Raw genomic sequence first — 18477 nt, forward strand, 5'->3', positions numbered from 1 at the left:
CCGATGACCCGGTACGGCGGGTACGAGCGGCTGAAGATCGACTGGGCGGCGGACGGGGTGCTGCGCGTCACGATCAGCACGCCCGGCAAGCTGAACGCGGTCGACACGACCGGGCACCGCGAGCTGGCGGAGATCTGGCGGGACGCGGACGCCGACGACGAGGTGCGCGTGATCCTCGTGCGGGGTGCGGGGACGGCGTTCTCCGCCGGCGGCGACCTCGCCATGATCGAGGAGATGATGACCGACCACGCCTCCCGCCGCCGGATCATGCGCGAGGCCCGCGACATCGTGATGAACGTGCTGAACTGCTCGAAGCCGGTGGTCAGCGCGGTGCAGGGCCCGGCGGTGGGCGCCGGGCTCGCGGTGGCGCTGCTGGCCGACGTCTCCGTCGCCGGCCGCACCGCGAAGATCATCGACGGGCACACCCGGCTGGGCGTGGCGGCGGGCGACCACGCCGCGATCGTGTGGCCGCTGCTGTGCGGGCTGGCGAAGGCCAAGTACTACCTGCTGCTCAACGACGTCCTCACCGGCGAGGAGGCCGAGCGGATCGGCCTGGTCTCCCTGTGCGTGGACGACGAGGAGGTGCATGATCGCGCCCTGGAGATCGCGGGCCGGCTCGCCGCCGGTCCCGCCGAGGCGCTGTCGCTCACCAAGCACGCGCTGAACAACTGGCTTCGCCTCGCCGGGCCGACGTTCGACGCGTCCCTGGCGATGGAGTTCTTCGGGTTCACCGGCCCGGACGTGCGCGAGGGGGTCGCGGCGATCCGGGAGAAGCGGCCGCCGGAGTTCGGCTGAGAGCCTCTCGCCGCTTCTGGTGATCCGGGCGGCGCGCGGGGATAGCGTGTGCGGGTGCGTCCCGACCGCAGGGCCTTCCTGCTGCTCGCCGCCGGGGTCCCGGCCGTGGCCGCGGGGTGCTCGCGGGGGCCGGAGCCGCGGGTCCGGCTGAGGCTCGCCACCGGCGAGGCCGGCGGTGCCTACGAGGTGCTCGGCCAGCGGTTCGCGGGCGAGCTGCGGCGCCGGGGGCTCGCCGCGCAGGTGCTGCGGACCGCCGCGAGCGTCGAGAACCTCGCGATGCTGGCGGAGGGGCGCGCGGAGCTCGGGTTCGCGCTGGCCGACAGCGCCGACCGGGCCGTCCGTGCCGGGCACCCGAAGGTGGCCGCGCTGGCGCGGATGTACATGAACTACGTCCATCTCGTCGTGCCCGCGGGCTCGCCCGTCGGCGCGGTCTCCGACCTGGCGGGCCGCCGCGTGTCGATCGGCGCCGCGCTGTCGGGGACGGCGGTGACCGCCGAGCGGGTCCTCGCCGCCGCCCGGCTGACGGCGCCGGCCCGCACCGTGACGCTCGGGCTGGACGCGTCGACGAAGGCGCTGCGCGACGGCGACGTCGCGGCGTTCTTCTGGTCGGGCGGGGTGCCGACCCCGGCGCTGGACGCCTTCGCCCGGACGACTCCGGTCCGGCTGCTCGCCCTCGACGCCCTGGTCGCGCCGCTGCGCCGCGCCTACGGCCCGGTGTACGAGGACGCGGCCGTCCCCGCGGGCGAGTACGGGCGCGGCGTGCCCGTCGCCACGGTCGGCACGCCCAGCTACCTGGTGTGCCGCGCGTCCCTGTCCGGGGACGTCGCGTTCGCCGTCACGCGGATCCTGTTCGCGAGCCGGGACCGGCTGGAGGCGCCGGACGCGCCCGGCGGGCGGCTCGACCGCCGTTACGCGATCGGGACCGGGGCCGTCCCGCTGCACCCGGGCGCCGTCCGCTACTACCGTTCCACCTACGGCTGACCGGACGGGGGAGCGGCCATCCGCAGCTCGACCACCAGCCCGCGCGGGGTGCCGGGGAGCAGGCGGAGGGTGCCTCCGGACGCCTTCGCCAGCTCGGCGGCGATCGCCAGGCCGAGGCCGCTGCCCGGCACGTTGGCGTGGTCGCCGGAGCGCCAGAAGCGCCCGAGCGCCTCGGCCTGCTCCCGTTCCGGGAGTCCGGGACCGTCGTCGGCGACGCGCAGGACGGTGCCCTCCATGCCGACCGTGACGGTCCCGCCCTCCGGGACGAACTTGTGCGCGTTGTCCAGGGCGGTGTCGGCGATGCGGGCGACCGCGTCCGGCACCGCCTGGACGTGCCGCGACTCCGGCAGGTCGACCTCCAGGGTCAGGCCCTTGGCGGCGAACACCTCCTGCCAGCCCGCCAGGCGGGGCCGGAGCTCGGCCACGGCGTCCACGTCCCGCGCGGCCGCGCCGGACTCGACCCGCGCCAGCGCCAGCATGTCGTCGACGAGGGCGCCGAGCCGGTCGATCTCGGCCATCGCCTCCTCGTGCTCGGCGGTCCCCTCCGCCGCCAGGTGCGGCTGGAGGTTCTCCAGCCGCAGCGACAGCACGGCCAGCGGGGTCCGCAGCTCGTGCGAGGCGTCGGCGACGAACGTGCGCTGCCGGTCCATCGCCGCCGACACCGCGTCCGCCATCGCGTTGAACCGGGCCTTGAGCCGGCGCAGCTCGGCCGGTCCGACGTCGGGCGCGACGCGTGCCTCCATGCGGCCCCCGGCGATCTCCCCGGCGGTGTGGTCCAGCTCGGTGACCGGCCGCAGGATCCACCGGGCCAGCCCGCGCGCCGCCAGCGTCGAGCAGCCGAGCACGGCGAGCGCGCCGAGCGCCAGCGCGGCCCAGACCAGGGCGATGTCGTGGCGGGCGCGGCCGGTCGGCGCCAGCAGCAGCACGGCGCCCGACACCTGGGCGTCGCGCCCGGCGGGCTCGGCGATCAGCACCGCGCGGGGGCCGAAGGGCCCGAGCGCGGGCAGGTCCTCGGTCGTCCGCCCGGACAGCGCCGTGCGGGTCGCCGCGGTGTCGTCGGCGTCCATGCCGCCGGCCTCGGCGACCAGCGCCCCGTCCCGGTCGCGGATCCGCACCGCCGCCCCGTACAGCTCGGCGTAGCGGGTGATCTCCGGCACCAACGCGGTCCGGTCGCCCTCCCGCGCGGCCCGGTCGGCCAGCTCGGCGAACCGGGTCGCGTCGGCGCGCCGGTCGAGCAGCAGCCGGTTCGCGCGGTGCGAGGCGTAGGCCAGGCCGAGCGGCACCGACAGGGCGGTGATCACCAGGACGATGAGCGCGGTGAACACCGCGACGAGCCGGGGCCTCATCCGGCCGTGCCGAGCCGGTACCCCGTGCCGCGCAGCGTCACCACCAGGCCCGGCCGGCCCGTTTTGGCGCGCAGCCCCGCCACGTGCACGTCCAGCGACCGGGACGCCGACAGCAGCGGGTCGCCCCAGACCGCGTCCAGGATCTCCTCCCGGCCGCGGACCACGCCCGGCTCCCGCGCCAGCAGCGCCAGCACGTCGAACTCGCGGCGGGTCAGCGTGACCGGGAGGCCGGCGACGGTCACCTTCCGGGTCTCCAGGTCGATGCGGACGTCCCCGACGGTCACGACCTGGTCGCGGGCCGGCATCGGGCGGGTGCCGCGCCGGACGACCGCCTCCATCCGCGCCATCAGCTCCGCGGTCCGGAACGGCTTGACCAGGTAGTCGTCGGCGCCCGAGCGCAGCCCGCGCAGCACGTCGCGCTCCTGGGTGCGGGCCGTCACCACGATGATCGGCACCGCCGACACGCGGCGGACCCGGCGCAGCGCTTCGAGCCCGTCCATGTCGGGCAGGCCGAGGTCGAGCAGGACGAAGTCGACGCCCCCCGCCAGGCGGAGGGCGTCGACGCCCATTCCCGTGCGCACGACCCCGTGGCCGTGCCGCGTCAGGGCCGTGATCAGCGCGGACGCGAGCCGGTCGTCGTCCTCGACCAGGAGAATCCGCATGGCGACAAGACTAGGCGTGCGCGGGGACCTCGCCCGCCGCCTTGCGTTCCCGGCGCGAGAGCGCCGCGTCCCGCGTCTCGCGCATGCACACGTACACCACGAGCGAGACCGCGGCGCAGCCGGCCACGTACCAGTAGAAGCCCGACTCCGCGCCGGCCTTCTTGAACCACAGCGCCACGTACTCGGCCGTGCCGCCGAACAGCGCGTTCGCGATCGCGTACGGCAGCGCCACGCCGAGCGCCCGGACGTGCGTGGGGAACATCTCCGCCTTCACGACCGCGTTGATCGAGGTGTAGCCGGTGACGACGACCAGGCCGGCGAGCGAGAGCGCCAGCGCGCCGCCGAATCCGGTCACGCCCGACAGCGCGGTCATCAGCGGGACGGTCCCGAGCGTCCCGCCGATCCCGAACGCGATCAGCAGCGGGCGGCGGCCGACGCGGTCCGACAGCGCTCCGGCGAGCGGCTGCAGCAGCATGAAGACGAACAGCGCGCAGAAGCTCACCAGCGACGCCGTGCTCTTGGGCAGCCCCGCCGTGTTGGACAGGTACTTGGTCAGGTACGTCGTGTACGTGTAGTACGCGAGCGTGCCGCCCATCGTCAGCGCGATGACCAGGACCGCCTCGCGCCGGTGCGCGAGCAGCTCGCGGATCGTGCCGCGCTCGGCCGCCTCCGTCCGGGTCTCCTGCTCGCCGTAGGCCTCGGTCTCCAGCAGGCTGCGCCGCAGATAGAAGATCACCGCCGCGGCGGCCGCGCCCACGATGAAGGGGATGCGCCAGCCGTAGGACTTCAGCGCCTCCTCCGTCATCGTCCGCTGCAGGACGATCTGGAGCCCGAGCCCGGCGAGCTGGCCCGCCGTCATCGACACGTACTGGAAGCTGGAGGCGAAGCCGCGCCGGCCGGGCGGGGTCGCCTCGGTCAGGTAGGTGGCGCTGGCCGCGTACTCGCCGCCGACCGACAGGCCCTGCAGGAGCCGCGCCAGCAGCAGGACGAGAGCCCCGAAGTACCCGACGGACTCGTAGGTCGGCGCGGCGGCGATGAGCAGCGCGCTGCCGGACATCAGCGTCACGGTCAGGGTGAGCGCCGCCTTGCGCCCGCGCCGGTCGGCGTAGCGGCCGAGCAGCCAGCCGCCGACCGGCCGCATGAAGAACCCGACGGCGAAGATGCCGGCGGTGTTCAGCAGCTGGGCGGTGGCGTTGCCCTTGGGGAAGAACGCGGAGGCGAAGTAGGTGGCGAAGCTCGCGTAGACGAACCAGTCGTACCACTCGACCATGTTGCCGACCGAGCCGCCGAACACCGACTTCCACGGGATGCGGCCGGGCCGCGCGGGGGTGGGTGGAGCCGTCACTGGAACCTCCTCGGGACGGGTCGTTGCTGGTGGGAGCCTCGCCCGGGGAGGAGACCGCGTCCAGGGGAGCGGCCGGATATCTAACGTGCGCTTAACACTGCGGGAACACGCCGGGCCCGCGGGCCCGGCCGATGACCTACAAGGCCGCCCCCGTCAGTACGACTTGGGGAGCCCCAGTTCGTGCTGGGCGATGTGGGCCAGGACGAGCTCCTCGGCGACCGGGATGTTCTTGGCGATGCGGGCGTCGCGGAACATCCGGGCGACCGGGTACTCCAGCGAGTACGCCATGCCGCCGTGGGTCTGGAACGCGCGGTCGGCCGCCTGCCAGGCTGCGTCCGCCGCGGTGAGCTTGGCGATGTTGGCCTCCGAGCCGCAGGGGCGGCCCCGGTCCCACAGCCAGGCGGCCTTGTAGGTCATCAGCCGGGCCAGCTCCAGCTGCGCCTTGATCCGCGCGAGCGGGAACGCGATGCCCTGGTGCGCGCCGATCGGCGTGCCGAACGGGGCGCGCTCGGCGGCGTAGTCGCAGGCGATCTTCAGCACCAGCCCGCCGGACCCGACGCCGCCCGCGGCGGCCAGGATCCGCTCCGGGTTGAGGATGTCCCACAGGACGGCGAACCCCTGGTCGACCTCGCCGAGGACCCGTTCGGCGGGGACGCGGACGCCGTCCAGGAACACCATGCTGGACGCCACGGTGTTGGTCCCGAGCTTGGGGATCGGCCGGTAGGTGAGCGTGCCGTCGGCGACGGCCTCCTTGACGTCGACAAGCAGGACGGTGAAGCCCGACGTGCGCGGCCGGGCTTCGGCGGCCGGGATCGTCCGGGTGACCAGGACGAGGAAGTCGGCGCGCTCCACGCCGGAGATCCAGATCTTCTGCCCGCTGACGACGAAGGAGCCGCCGTCGCGGCGGGCCTGGGTGGAGATCTCGATCGCGTTGCTGCCCGCGTCCGGCTCGGTGATGGCGAAGCAGGTCTCGATCTCCCCGGAGGCGATCCTCGGCAGGAACTCGCGCTTCTGCTCGTCCGTCCCGTGGCGGGCGATGGTGAGCCCGCCGAACGCGGGCGTGAGCAGGTACAGGAACGACGCGGCGCCGCCCGCGCCGCCCTCGGCGAGGGACTCCAGGGCGACCGCCAGCTCCAGCAGGCCCTGGCCCCCGCCGCCGTGCTCCTCGGGGATCGCCAGGCCGGTCCAGCCGCCGTCCACGAGCTCCCGCCAGACCTCCTCCGGCCAGCGCTTGTCCGCGTCGCAGCGGCTCCAGTACTCCTGGTCGTACTTCCCGGCGATCGCCAGCACGCCCTCGCGCACCGCGGCCGCGCTCTCCGGCAGGTCGAAGTCCACCGCGCCCTCCTCGAACTCTCGCGTCCGGCCCCACGGTAGCCGATCGAGTAAGTGGTCACTGACATGGGTGGGCCGTCCGCCTCCGGGCCGTCATCCCTTGACGGTCAGCAGCGGCCGCAGCTCGGCGACCGGCGTCGCGACGCCTCCGCCGCGCAGGCTCGACACCACCGGGCCGATGTCCTTGTAGGCCCAGGGCGCCTCCTGCTTGAGGTCGCGCCGCCACGCGGCCATCACGTCGGACCGCCGCGCCACCACCGGGCTCCGGTGGTCGAGCGGCGTCACGACCCGGAACTCGCGCAGGAAGGCGTCGAGTTCGGCGTCGCTCCCGCGCGCGGACGCGCCGCGCGGGACCCGGCGTCCGGCGCCGTGGCACGCGCTGGCGAGCGTGCGCGGATCCCCGTGCCCGCGCAGCACGAAGCTCGACGCCCCCATCGACCCGGGCACGATGACCGGCTCGCCCCACATCGCGTGCGGCCCGCCGGCCATCTCGGCGTGCCCGCCCGCCGGGGTCGCGCCCTTGCGGTGGACGACCCGGTCCCCGTCCCGCCAGAACAGGTTGTGCGGTGCGTCGTACAGGAGCCGGGACGCCGTGTCCCCGCACTCGGCCGCGAGCCCGGCCCGCATCGTGAGCGCCAGGAAGAACCGGTTGCCGACCGCGAAGTTGGCGGCGTTGCCGAACGCGTCGAGATACCGGCGCCGGGCGGGTGCCGACCGCTCGTCCAGCAGGAACGGCAGGATCCCGTTGCGCGGGCGGGGGAGACCGGCGGGCCAGGCCGCGCGGAGCCGGTCCAGCGCGGTGGCGTTGGCCTGGTGGCCGAGCGACAGCGACCCGCTGTGCACCATGGACACCACGGTGCCGGGCGTCAGGCCCCACGCGTGCGCGGCGGTGGCGTCGTGCACCTGCGCCACGTACTGGAGTTCGGCGAAGTGGTTGCCCCCGCCGATCCCGCCGATGATGCCGTCGTGGCTGGCACCGCCCGCGCTCCCGATCCAGCCGGCGAACGCCTCGGCGGTCTCGACGGGGTATCCGGAGGCGTGGACGCGGTCCAGGCCGTCCTCGGCGTCCTCGGGACGGACGCCCGGCCACGGCGTCCCGCCGGTGAGCAGGAGGCCCGGGAGGCCGTCCCGCAGCAGCCCCTCCCGCTGGGCCGGGGTGAGGGCGATCCGGCGCCCGCCCTCGAAGAACAGGTGCCGCAGCCGCCGCTCCAGCGCGTCCAGGCGCGGCCGGACGCGGTCGGCTCGCAGATTGGTCACCTCCAGCCGCATCCCGCAGTTGACGTCGTTGCCGACGGCCTGCGGGAGCAGGGCGTGCTCGGTCTCCAGGACGGTCCCGATCGGGATGCCCGCGCCCTTGTGGAAGTCGGGGGTGAGCACGACCCGGGTGATCCGCGGTGCCGGGCCGTCGTAGCCGGGCGTGGCCTCGGCGAGGCGTTCCAGCGTGCCGGCGGTGTCCAGGAGCGCCAGCGCCTCGTCCACGGCGGCGGGTTCGAGCGGGACGTCCTCGCCGGCGCAGATGCCGACCGGAATGTCATGCGGGTTGGGAAGGGTGAGCCAGTGCTCGCCCGTGCGGACGAGACGGTGATCTTGACGTGCGGGCATTTCGGGGAGTCCTTCGCGGCTGCCGGGAGGCACGCGGTGACGCGTGCACAGGGAAGTTCCGTCCGCGCAGAGGGCGCGACGGCGGGGGAGCGGACGATGGGCCGCTCCGTCCTCGGGTTCAGCAGCCGCGAGGCGGGTCAGACGATAGCGCGGGGCGCCGCGTCCGGGCCAGGCGTTTTCGCCGGGACGGCCATGTAGCGGGTCACCATGCGGGCGACGAAGTGGGCGAAGGCCTCCGGCGGGCCGGAGGGCAGCATGATGTGGCTCATCGTCAGCCGGACGGCCGCGTCGGCGATCTCGGTGAGCGCGTCGTGGTCCAGCTGCGGCCACTGGCGCAGCGCGTGCTCGGCGATGCGGGCGCTCGCGGTGAACAGCACCGGCTCGGCCTGCGTGGTGAGCAGGGGGAGCATCTCGTCGCCGCCCGCGCCGGTCAGCACGGCCTTCGTCAGCTGGTCGTCCGCAGACATCTCCAGGGTGAACGTCACCGCCGCGACCACGGCCGAGTACAGGTCGTCGTGCTCGGACAGCACCGCGTCGATGCCGTCGAGGTAGCGGTCGTTGTCGCGGATCACGACCGCCTGCGCCAGGCCCCACTTGTCGCCGAACTCGTTGTAGACCGTCTGGCGGCTCACCCCGGCGGCGGCCGCGACGTCCTGCATGCGGACGCCCCGGTACCCGCGCTCGACGAGGAGGTCCGCGGCGGCGTCCAGCAGGGACTCGCGCACGGAACGGCCGGCGGTGCCCATGGGTCGTCTTTCCTCCAGAGTCCTGGTCAGGACTTCATTATCCCCCGTGGGGCCCTGCCGGACCATCTTGTGTCCGGCGGCCGGCGGCGTCACCCCGACTGCCGCTCTCTAGAGTGAGGCCCTGCGGCTCAGGCGAGGTGAGGAGGGCCGGGTGGGCGGGATCCTTGTGGCCAACCGGGGAGAGATCGCGTTGCGGATCGTCCGGGCCGCGGCCGAACTCGGCCTGCGGACGGTCGCCGTGCACACCCGCGACGAGGCCGCCTCACCGCACACCCGGCGCGCCGACGGGGTGCGCGCCCTGCCCGGCGAGGGCGTCGCCGGGTACCTCGACGCGGACGCGCTCATCGCCGCCGCCAAGGACGCCGGGGCCGCGGCCGTCCACCCCGGCTACGGCTTCCTGAGCGAGAACGCGGGCTTCGCCGCCCGCTGCGCAGCCGCCGGGCTGGCGTTCGTCGGCCCGCGGCCGGAACTGCTGGAGCTGTTCGGCGACAAGACCCGGTCGCGCGACCTGGCGCGCGACGCGGGCGTGCCCGTCACGCCCGGGACCGGCGGCGCGGTGAGCGCGGCGGACGCCGAGGCGTTCGCCCGCGAGCACGGCCCCGTCATGCTCAAGGCCCTCGCGGGCGGCGGCGGCCGCGGAATGCGCGTCGTCACCGAACCGGCCGGCGTGGCCGCCGCGTACGAGCGGTGCCGGTCGGAGGCGCTCGCGTCGTTCGGCAGCGGCGACCTGTACGCCGAGAAGTACGTGCCGCGCGCCCGCCACATCGAGGTGCAGATCGCCGGGGACGGCTCCGGCGCGGTCACCCATCTGTGGGAACGCGACTGCAGCGTCCAGCGCCGCCACCAGAAGCTGATCGAGGTCGCCCCCGCCCCCGCGCTGCCGGGGAAGACCCGCGAGGCGCTGCTGGACGCGGCGCTCCGCATGGCCGCCCGGGTCCGTTACGAGGGCCTCGGCACGTTCGAATTCCTCGTCGCAGGAGACGAGTTCTGGTTCCTGGAGGCCAACCCTCGGCTCCAGGTCGAGCACACCGTGACCGAGGAGATCACCGGCGTCGACCTGGTGAAGACCCAGATCAGGCTCGCGCTGGGGGAGGACCTGGCGGGCGTCGGCCTCGCCGGGCCGCCGGCGGCGTCGGGCTGTGCCGTCCAGGTGCGGGTCAACACCGAGACGATCGACGCGGACGGCACGCCGCGCCCCCGGGCGGGGACGCTGACCGCGTTCGCGCCGCCGTCCGGGCCCGGCGTCCGCGTCGACACCCACGGGTACGCCGGCTACCGCGTCGGCCTGCGCTACGACCCGCTGCTCGCCAAGGTCATCGCCCGCGCGGAGGACCTCCCGTCCGCCGCGGCCCGGGCGCACGGCGCCCTCGGCGAGTTCGAGATCGCGGGCGTCGCGACGAGCCTTCCGCTGCTGCAGGGCGTCCTGCGCCACCCCGAGTTCACCGCGGGAGGAGCCGACACCTCCTTCATCGGCGATCACCTGACCGAACTGCTGGAGAGCGAGCACCACCGCTACTACGTCGAGACGGCCCACGACGCGCCCGAGCCCGAGGCGGTGGCCGTCCCGGACGCGCCGCCAGGGACGATCGCCGTGCCCGCGCCCATGCAGGGCACGGTCGTGAGCGTCGACGTGGCCGAGGGCGACCTGATCCGGGCCGGGACGCCGGTGCTGATCCTTGAGGCCATGAAGATGGAGCACGTCGTCCGCGCGGGCGAGGCCGGCATCGTCCGGGCGCTTGCCGCCGCGCCCGGCGACACCGTCGCCGAAGGTGCGCCGCTGCTGTTCACCGAGCCCGCCGAGGCCGGCGGCGACCACGCCGCCGAGGACGACGAGACCGACCTCGACCTGATCCGCGCCGACCTCGCCGAGGCGCTGCGCCGGCACGAGACCGGGTTGGACGCGGCCCGTCCGGAAGCGGTCGCGAAGCGGCACGCGCGCGGCCACCGCACGGCGCGCGAGAACATCGAGGACCTGTGCGACGCGGGCACGTTCGTCGAGTACGGCGCCCTCGCCATCGCCGCCCAGCGGCAGCGCCGCTCCCTGGACGACCTGATCGAGCGCACCCCCGCCGACGGGATGGTCTGCGGCATCGGGGACGTGAACGGCGCGCAGGCCGTCGTCATGTCCTACGACTACATGGTCCTGGCCGGGACGCAGGGCCACCAGAACCACCGCAAGACCGACCGGATGCTCGACATCGCCGCCCGCCGCCGCCTCCCGCTGGTGCTCTTCGCCGAGGGCGGCGGGGGACGGCCGGGCGACACCGACACCTCCGCCGTGTCGGGCCTGGACGTGCCGACCTTCCACGCCATGGGGCGGCTCAGCGGCGTCGTCCCGTCGATCGGCATCGCCAACGGGCGCTGCTTCGCCGGGAACGCGGCGCTGCTCGGCTGCTGCGACGTCATCATCGCCACCCGCGACGCCAACATCGGCATGGGCGGTCCCGCCATGATCGAGGGCGGCGGTCTCGGCGTCTTCGCGCCCGAGGAGATCGGGCCGGTCGCCGACCAGGAACCGGGCGGGGTCGTCGACCTCGTTGTGGCCGACGAGGCGGAGGCCGTGGCCGCCGCCCGCCGCTACCTGTCCTACTTCCAGGGCCCGGCGGACGGCTGGACGTGCGACGACCAGCGGATGCTGCGGCACGTCGTCCCGGCGAACCGGCTCCGCGCCTACGACGTCCGCCGCGCGATCACGCACCTGGCCGACACCGGGTCGGTGCTCGAACTGCGCCGGGCGTTCGGCGTCGGGATCATCACCGCGCTGGTCCGGATCGAAGGCCGCCCGATGGGGCTGATCGCCAGCAACCCGGCGCACCTCGGCGGCGCCATCGACCGCGACGCCGCCGACAAGGCCGCCCGGTTCATGCAGCTGTGCGACGCGCACGGCCTGCCGGTCGTGTCCCTGTGCGACACCCCCGGATTCATGGTCGGCCCGGACGCCGAGCGGACCGCCACCGTCCGGCACTTCGGCCGGCTGTTCGTCATCGGCGCGAACCTGCGCGTCCCGATCATCACGATCGTGCTCCGCAAGGGCTACGGGCTCGGCGCGCAGGCCATGGCCGGCGGCGGCTTCAAGGCGCCGCTGGCGACCGTCGCGTGGCCGACCGGCGAGATCGGCGGCATGGGGCTGGAGGGCGCCGTCCGGCTCGGGTTCCGCAAGGAACTGGAGGCCGCCGACGACCCGCGGGCGTTCTTCGAGCAGATGGTCGCCGCCGCCTACGAGTACGGCAAGGCGCTCCATGCCGCCACGGTGTTCGAGCTGGACGACGTCATCGACCCCGCCCGCAGCCGCCGCTGGATCACCACCGTCCTCGTCGGTGCCCAGCCCGCCGAGGACCGTCCCCGGCGGTGGATCGACACGTGGTGACGGCCGGGCAAATCTCCTAGGCGGCGCGGTAGGCGGCCTTCACCCGGGGATCGGCGCGGACCTCCGCCGGCGCGCCGGTCGCGATCACCTTGCCGTCGTCCAGGACGTGGAGGACGTCGCAGACGCCCAGCACCGGTTCCAGCTCGTGCTCGACCACCAGCACCGCCAGCCCCTCCCCGGCCAGGTCGCGCAGCAGGACCTCCAGCGCACGCGCCTGCCGTACCGGGAGCTCCGCCCACGGTTCGTCCAGCAGCAGCACGGCGGGTTCGGCGGCGAGAGCCCGCGCCAGGTCCGTCAGCCGGGCGACGCCGGGCGGCACCGTACGGGCGGAGCTGTGCGCGTACTCCTCGATGCCGACGCGGGCGAGGATCTCGTCGGCGCGCCCGCCAGCGTCCCGGCGGGCGTCGAGGCGGCGCCGCCACCGGTCCCGCGCCGTCCGGCCCGGATACCGCCCGGACATCGCGTGCCGCGCCGCCGCGGCCCGGACGCCGTCCCGGACGGTCGCCGAGCCCGCCGGTCCCGTCCGCTGGAACGTGCGGGCGATGCCGCGCCGGGCGCGCTCGCGCGCGGCGCTGCCCGTGAGGTCGGCGTCGCCGAGGTGGACGGTACCGGCCGCCGGCCGCCGCAGGCCCGTGATCACGTCGCACAGGGTCGTCTTGCCGGCGCCGTTCGGGCCGATCAGGCCGGTGACCGTGCCGGGCGGCACGGTGAGCCCGGCCCCGTCGACGGCCGTCACCCGGCCGAACCGCACGGTGACGTCGCGGACCCGCAGGCCCTCTGGAGCGGCCATCGCACCTCGCGGCTACTGTGACGTGGATCACTGGCGGATCCTCACCCTACTGAGGCGCGAGGGCGGCGGCAACGGCGGTCCGATCAGGACACGGGAGGCTCCAGACGGTCGCGCGTCCACTCCTTGACCCCCGCGACGAACGCGTCGACGTCCGCGGCCTTACCGGAGGCCATGTCGGTGAACCAGCCGGGCACGTACTGCTCGAACCGCCCGCTTTCCAGAACGTCCAGGACGGCGGCGGCCACCTCTTGCGGCGGCAGCGCGTCCGAGACGTCGCTGAGCGGCGGCTCGTTGCCCGGGAGCGTGAACAGTTCCGTGCCCGCGATCAGCGCGGGCTGGATCACGTGGACCTGAACGCCCGTTCCGTCGAGGTCGACCGCCATGCTCTCCCAGAACGCGGTGAGCGCCGCCTTGGAGGCGGAGTAGGCGGCCTCGTGCGGCGGGCCGAGCCGCGCCGCGACCGAGCCCATCGCCACCAGGTGCCCGCGCCCGCGCGCGACCATGCCGGGCAGCAGCGCCAGCGTGAGCCGCACTGGGGACAGGTAGTTGAGCCGCATCACCTCGCCGGTCTCGGCGGGGGAGAGGTCCTGGACGCGGCGCCGCTTCGGCATCCCCGCGTTGTTCACGAGCACGTCCACGCCGCCGAACTCGCGTTCGACGTCCGCCGCGAGCCCGTCGACCCCGTCGAGGTCGGCGAGGTCGGCCGTCCACATCGCCGAGTCCGGGGCGTGCTCGCGGCACCGGGAGAGGACCTGTTCCAGCCGGTCCTTGCGCCGCGCCACCAGCCCGACCCGTGCCCCGGCGGCCGCGAGCGCCTCCGCGACCACCGCGCCGATACCGGACGAGGCGCCGGTGACCAGCGCGGACCGTCCCGTCAGAGTGACCATGCCGCCCAACGTCACACACCCCGCTCCGCCCGGCAAGGCGAAGCGCCGACGCACGCCCGGATCTTCACCCGGCCGGTAAGGTTGTGAGTTTCGCCCTCACCCCGCCTCGTCACCGGAGGTCCGTCCGCATGCCCGCCGAGCCCGCCGACCCTTCCGAACCCGCGGTCTTCGCCGCCGAGCGCGCCCACCTGGCCGAGTCACGCGCCGCGCTGCGCCGCATGCGCGAGCACGCCGAGAACTTGTCCGCCGACGTCGCCGCCGACTGGGTGTCCAAGCAGTTCCTGGAGTCGCTGCTCGACCAGCGGGTCGAGGCGCTCGCCGACCGTCCCGGCACCCCGCTGTTCTTCGGGCGCATGGACCGCGACGGCGACGACGGTCCCGACCTGCCCGCGGTCATGTACGTGGGACGGCGGCACGTCCACGACGGCGACGAGGGACGGCCGCTCGTCCTGGACTGGCGCGCCCCGGTGTCCCGGGCGTTCTACCAGGCCGGCCCCGCCGACCCCATGGGCTGGCGGCTGCGGCGCCGCTTCGGATTCCAGGCCGGCGAGCTGACCGCGTTCGAGGACGAGCCGCTGGACGGCGGCGACCTGCAAGGCGGTGAGCGCGGCCCGTCCCGGATCCTCACTGAGGAGATCGAGCGCCCCCGCACCGGGCCGATGCGCGACATCGTCGCCACCATCCAGCCGGAGCAGGACGTGATCGTCCGGGCCGGGCTGCCCCGCAGCGTGTGCGTGCAGGGCGCGCCCGGCACCGGCAAGACCGCCGTCGGCCTGCACCGCGCCGCCTACCTGCTGTTCACGCACCGGGAGCGGCTGTCCCGGTCGGGGGTGCTCATCGTCGGCCCGAACCGCGCCTTCCTCGCCTACATCTCGGCGGTGCTGCCCGCGCTCGGCGAGGTCAGGGTCGAGCAGGCGACGATCGGCGACCTGCTCGGCGCGCCGCTGGGTGAAGAGCCCGCGGCCGTCGCCGTCCTGAAGGGCGACGCGCGGATGGCCGACGTGCTCCGCAGGGCACTGTGGCTGCACGTCCGCAAGCCCGAGGAGGGACTCGTCGTCACCCGGGGCGCCATGCGCTACCGGCTCGCCGACCACGAGGTCCGCGAGATCGCCGCCGCGCTGCGCGGGACGACCCGGTACGGCAGCGGCCGCGCCGCGTTCGCGCAGCGGCTCGCCCACCAGATCCTCGTCCGGATGGAACGGCGCGGCGAGGCCCCCGACGACCGGGTCCAGGACCAGGTCGCGCGGAGCCGGCCGGTCAAGCAGGTCCTCGACGCGGTGTGGCCCAAGGTGACCGCCGAGCAGGTCCTGCACCGGCTGCTGTCGGACGCCGGGTTCCTGCGGAGCGCCGCGAAGGGCGCCCTCGACGAGGACGAGCAGGCCGCAGTGCTGTGGGCCAGGCCCGCCCGCTCGCACCGGTCCGCGAAGTGGACCGCCGCCGACCGCGCGCTGCTGGACGAGCTGAACGATCTCATCGAGCGCACCACCTCGCTCGGCCACCTGGTCGTGGACGAGGCGCAGGACCTGTCCGCGATGCAGCTCCGGGCGCTCGGCCGCCGCTGCGGGACGGGCTCGGCGACCGTCCTCGGCGACATCGCGCAGGGCACCACCGCGTGGTCGGCCCGCTCCTGGAAGGAGGTCCTGACGCATCTCGGGCAGGACGGGGAGGTCACGGAACTGACCCTCGGCTTCCGCGTCCCGGGGACCGTCCTCGACTTCGCCGCCCGCCTGCTCTCGCACGTCGCGCCCGGCCTGGAGCGGCCGCGCTCGCTGCGTCCCGGCACCGGCGCGCTGGAGGTGCGGCGCGTCCCCGACCTCGCCGCGGCGACCGCCGAGGCGGTCCGCGCGGCCCTCACCCGCCCGGGATCGGTCGGGCTGATCGTGCCGGACGCGCGGGCGGACGCGCACGCCGCGGCGCTGGACGCCGCCGGGCTGGAGCACGAGGTCCTCGGTCCCGACTCCGACGGGACCGGACGGCTGCTCGTCGTCCCGGCCACGCTCGCCAAGGGCCTGGAGTACGACCATGTGATCGTCGCCGAGCCCGCCGCCATCGCCGCCGCCGAGGCGCGCGGCCTCGCCCGCCTCTACGTGGTGCTGACCCGCGCCGTCAGCACCCTGACCGTCCTCCACGAGGACGACCTCCCGGCCGAGCTGGCGATGTCGTAGCCGCTGGATAGTGTGCGGCCGTGTTCACCGAGACCATCGACCTGCCCGCCGCGCCGCCGTTCGACCTCGCCCCCTCACTGCGGTTCGTCTGCGGGTTCACGCCCACGTCCGGGGAGCAGACGATCCAGGAAGGGACGCTGACCAAGGCCCTGCGGGCACGCGGCCGGACCGTCGTCGCCCAGATCGTCCAGGCGGGGAGCGGCGTGCGCGTCACCCTGCACGGCGCCGAACCGTTCACTCCGGACGTCACCGAGGCCGCCGCCGACCGGGTCCGGTTCCACCTGAGCCTGGACGACGACCTCACCGGTTTCTACGCCCTCGGCCGCGACGACCCGGGCTTCGCGCCCGTCCTCGACCGGCTCCACGGGTACCACCAGGTCAAGTTCCCCACGCCGCTGGAGAACCTGGTCTGGGCGATCCTCTCGCAACGCACGCCCATCGCCGCCGCGGCCAAGGCCAAGCGGGCGCTGTCCGGGGAGTTCGGCAACCGGCTCACCGTGGACGGCGCCGAGCACACCGCGTTCCCCGACATCGACCAGCTCGTCTCCCTGCCCGAGGGGCGGCTCGCGGAACTGGCCGGCAACCAGCGCAAGGGCGCCCACCTGCACGGCGCCCTGCTCGCGTGGCACGAAACCGACGAGGACTTCCTGCGTACCGGCCCCTACGAGCAGGTCAAGGACTTTCTGCTCGGCCTCCCCGGCGTCGGCCCCTGGTCGGCGAACTTCGTCCTGATCCGCGGCCTCGGCAGGATGGACGAGACGCCGGCCGAGAAGGCCCTGCTCGGCGCGGCGTCGCGCGCCTACGGCAGGACGCTCACCGAAGCGGAGCTGCGGAAGCTCGCCGAGCGCTACGGGCCGTGGCAGGGCTACTGGGCCCACTACCTGCGCGCGGCCGCCTGATCGTCGCACCCGCACGGGCGCAGGCCGTCGAAGGCGATGCGTAGCACGTCGTCGCGGGCTCCTGCGCGTCCGGCCGCGTAGGACATCCCGGCCAGCAGCGCCATGACCTCACCGGGGCCGACGTCGGCGCGGACCGCGCCCGCCTCCTGCGCCCGTTCGAGGAGGGTGCCGAGGGCGGCCCGCAAACCCGGCCCGGCACGTCCGGTGGCCTGCCGGGCGTCGATGCCCGCCTCCGCCAGCGCCTCGGTGACGGCCTGCTTGGTGGCCGCCTGCGAGACGACCCGGGAGAAGAACCCGAAGAACGCGGCGCCGGGGTCGGCCGAAGACCGCAGTTCCCCGGCCTCGGCCGCGAGGCGTTCCAGCAGCGCGACCAGGACGGCCTCCAGCAGCGACTCCTTGGTCGGGAAGTGCCGGAACACCGTCCCGATCCCGACCCCCGCCTTCCGCGCGACCTCCTCGGTGGAGGAGGAGGTCCCCTGGACGGCGAAGACCTCCTCGGCCGCGGCGAGCACCTTGGCGCGGTTGCGCAGGGCGTCGGCGCGCAGCGGCCTGCCGGACGCGGGTGAGGTCATCGCGGCCTTCCGTTGACAAGTGGAGTCGTGACTCCATATTTTCTCATACGGAGCACGAACTCCGATTGTAGGGGAGAGCCATGTCCGAGTTCGCAAGCCCCCGGGCCGTCTTCCAGCGGCTGATCGACGGGGTCACCGCGCGGCAGCCCGACGTCCTGCCGCGCCTTTACGCGGAGGACGCGGTGGTCGTGCACCCGTTCGCCCATCCCGCCTCGCGCCTGGAGGGACGCGAGGCGCTGCGCGAGCACTTCGCCCAGCTGGAGACGCTGCCGGTGGAGATGAAGGCGCGCAACGTCGTCGTCCACCAGACCGCCGATCCCGAGGTGATCATCGCGGAGTTCGAGTACGAGGGGCGCAACACCGAGACCGGGCGCGAGTTCGTCGTGCCCAACATCTTCGTCCTGCGGGTGCGCGACGGGCACATCGTGGAGTCCCGCGACTACGCCCACCACAGCGCCTTCGCCGAGGCGATGGCGTGAGCGCGGCCACCACGCCGCGCGAAGTGTTCGCGCGGCTCAGCGCGGGCATCTCGGCCGGCCGCTGGCACGAGCTTGCTGCCCTGTACGCCGAGGACGCGGTCGTCGACCAGCCGTTCGCGCTGCCTCCCGCGCCGCCGCATCTGGAGGGCCGCGCGACGATCGACCGGCACTTCCGCGCCGCCGCCGCGGGCCCGCTCGAACTGCGCGCCCGCGACGTGGTGGTGCACGACACCGCCGACCCGGAGGTGATCGTCGCGGAGTTCGACTACGAGGGCCGCGTCACCACCACCGGCCGGACGTTCCGCGTCGCCAACATCCAGGTCCTGCGGGTGCGGGACGGCCTGATCGTGGAGACCCGCGACTACCACGACCATCCCGGGCTCGGCCGGGCGATGGGGCGCGGCGGGGACGGTTGACTCGGCCTCCCGGCGGTTCTTAGGCTGGGCTGACCATACCGACCGGTTGGTATGTTCATGGTCCGGGTGGCCGCCCGCCACCCTCGCCCCGCG

General features: G+C 74.6%; 16 protein-coding genes. 7 read left to right on the forward strand and 9 right to left on the reverse strand.

Annotation, left to right across the window (positions count from 1 at the left end; translation table 11 throughout):
* The first annotated feature begins 3 nt into the window (after positions 1-3).
* Both ACQPZP_RS21210 and ACQPZP_RS21215 read left to right on the forward strand, forming a co-directional pair.
* The gene (locus ACQPZP_RS21210) at positions 4-795 is read left to right on the forward strand and encodes an enoyl-CoA hydratase/isomerase family protein (protein WP_433479332.1); all 792 of its coding nucleotides are present in this window, start codon (positions 4-6) and stop codon (positions 793-795) included.
* A 54-nt stretch (positions 796-849) separates the two neighbouring features.
* A complete protein-coding gene (locus ACQPZP_RS21215) occupies positions 850-1776 on the forward strand; it encodes a TAXI family TRAP transporter solute-binding subunit (RefSeq protein WP_433479333.1) in 927 nt (308 codons plus the stop codon).
* On the opposite strand, the gene ACQPZP_RS21220 is transcribed toward ACQPZP_RS21215, so the two are convergent.
* The 6 genes from ACQPZP_RS21220 to ACQPZP_RS21245 form a co-directional block, all read right to left on the reverse strand.
* Positions 1767-3122, reverse strand: coding sequence for an ATP-binding protein (locus tag ACQPZP_RS21220; protein ID WP_433479334.1), 1356 nt, complete (start codon positions 3120-3122; stop codon positions 1767-1769). The genes ACQPZP_RS21215 and ACQPZP_RS21220 overlap by 10 nt on opposite strands.
* Complete coding sequence (locus ACQPZP_RS21225; RefSeq protein WP_433479335.1) at positions 3119-3784, reverse strand: response regulator transcription factor; 666 nt, start codon at positions 3782-3784, stop codon at positions 3119-3121. The genes ACQPZP_RS21220 and ACQPZP_RS21225 overlap by 4 nt, the downstream gene beginning before the upstream one ends.
* Before the next feature lie 10 nt (positions 3785-3794).
* Entirely contained in the window at positions 3795-5129 is a 1335-nt protein-coding gene (locus tag ACQPZP_RS21230) for an MFS transporter (protein ID WP_433479336.1), read from the reverse strand.
* A gap of 153 nt (positions 5130-5282) precedes the next feature.
* Positions 5283-6464 (reverse strand): acyl-CoA dehydrogenase family protein, encoded by a 1182-nt coding sequence (locus ACQPZP_RS21235; RefSeq protein WP_433479337.1) that lies wholly within the window; start codon positions 6462-6464, stop codon positions 5283-5285.
* A gap of 90 nt (positions 6465-6554) precedes the next feature.
* Complete coding sequence (locus ACQPZP_RS21240) at positions 6555-8063, reverse strand: RtcB family protein (protein WP_433479338.1); 1509 nt, start codon at positions 8061-8063, stop codon at positions 6555-6557.
* Between the two features lie 137 nt (positions 8064-8200).
* Entirely contained in the window at positions 8201-8809 is a 609-nt protein-coding gene (locus ACQPZP_RS21245; RefSeq protein WP_433469591.1) for a TetR family transcriptional regulator, read from the reverse strand.
* A gap of 151 nt (positions 8810-8960) precedes the next feature.
* Here ACQPZP_RS21245 and ACQPZP_RS21250 point away from each other — a divergent pair, with 151 nt between their 5' ends.
* Positions 8961-12176, forward strand: a complete 3216-nt coding sequence (locus tag ACQPZP_RS21250) for a carboxyl transferase domain-containing protein (protein WP_433479339.1) — start codon at positions 8961-8963, stop codon at positions 12174-12176.
* Positions 12177-12192: 16 nt separating this feature from the next.
* Here ACQPZP_RS21250 and ACQPZP_RS21255 read toward each other — a convergent pair whose 3' ends face one another.
* On the reverse strand, positions 12193-12966 hold the full coding sequence (locus ACQPZP_RS21255) for an ABC transporter ATP-binding protein (protein ID WP_433479340.1): 774 nt from the start codon (positions 12964-12966) through the stop codon (positions 12193-12195).
* An 83-nt stretch (positions 12967-13049) separates the two neighbouring features.
* Positions 13050-13853, reverse strand: coding sequence for an SDR family NAD(P)-dependent oxidoreductase (locus ACQPZP_RS21260; protein WP_433479341.1), 804 nt, complete (start codon positions 13851-13853; stop codon positions 13050-13052).
* Positions 13854-13981: 128 nt separating this feature from the next.
* Here ACQPZP_RS21260 and ACQPZP_RS21265 point away from each other — a divergent pair, with 128 nt between their 5' ends.
* On the forward strand, positions 13982-16018 hold the full coding sequence (locus tag ACQPZP_RS21265) for a HelD family protein (RefSeq protein WP_433479342.1): 2037 nt from the start codon (positions 13982-13984) through the stop codon (positions 16016-16018).
* Positions 16019-16038: 20 nt separating this feature from the next.
* A complete protein-coding gene (locus ACQPZP_RS21270; RefSeq protein WP_433479343.1) occupies positions 16039-16917 on the forward strand; it encodes a DNA-3-methyladenine glycosylase family protein in 879 nt (292 codons plus the stop codon).
* Here ACQPZP_RS21270 and ACQPZP_RS21275 read toward each other — a convergent pair.
* Entirely contained in the window at positions 16896-17489 is a 594-nt protein-coding gene (locus ACQPZP_RS21275; RefSeq protein ID WP_433479344.1) for a TetR/AcrR family transcriptional regulator, read from the reverse strand. The genes ACQPZP_RS21270 and ACQPZP_RS21275 overlap by 22 nt on opposite strands.
* An 80-nt stretch (positions 17490-17569) precedes the next feature.
* On the opposite strand from ACQPZP_RS21275, the gene ACQPZP_RS21280 reads away from it, so the two are divergent.
* Together ACQPZP_RS21280 and ACQPZP_RS21285 are read left to right on the forward strand one after the other, a co-directional pair.
* The gene (locus ACQPZP_RS21280) at positions 17570-17968 is read left to right on the forward strand and encodes a nuclear transport factor 2 family protein (RefSeq protein WP_433479345.1); all 399 of its coding nucleotides are present in this window, start codon (positions 17570-17572) and stop codon (positions 17966-17968) included.
* Entirely contained in the window at positions 17965-18384 is a 420-nt protein-coding gene (locus ACQPZP_RS21285) for a nuclear transport factor 2 family protein (protein ID WP_433479346.1), read from the forward strand. Before ACQPZP_RS21280 ends, ACQPZP_RS21285 begins: the two co-directional genes overlap by 4 nt.
* Positions 18385-18477: the final 93 nt, after the last annotated feature.

This window comes from Spirillospora sp. CA-142024 (assembly GCF_050942325.1).
Lineage (GTDB): Bacteria > Actinomycetota > Actinomycetes > Streptosporangiales > Streptosporangiaceae > Spirillospora.